The 210-nt window shown below is 51.9% G+C and carries 1 protein-coding gene; it reads right to left on the bottom strand.

The window, feature by feature from the left end:
• A partial coding sequence (locus MO867_RS23415; RefSeq protein WP_252473570.1) for a hypothetical protein occupies positions 1–210 on the bottom strand: 210 nt, incomplete at both ends.

Raw genomic sequence — 210 nt, 5'->3', positions numbered from 1 at the left:
AGTGACCCCTACTTCGGGGTCAGCCGCCGCCTCGGCAACGGGGTCTTGGTTAGGTAACGGACCACAACTAACGTCGTATGGTCCCAGATTTACGGGAATAGTTCCGTCAAGGTCCAGGTGCAGTTTGTCTAATTGAGCGCCATCCTCACGGTAAGCAAAATCAATCGTGTTGGCTCCTTCAAATAAAGTTACGGGACTGCTGCTGAATTC

This window comes from Microbulbifer okhotskensis (assembly GCF_023895975.1).
Lineage (GTDB): Bacteria > Pseudomonadota > Gammaproteobacteria > Pseudomonadales > Cellvibrionaceae > Microbulbifer > Microbulbifer okhotskensis.
Note: the sequence above shows the minus strand (reverse complement) of the source record. Positions and strands in the feature narration are given on the sequence as shown.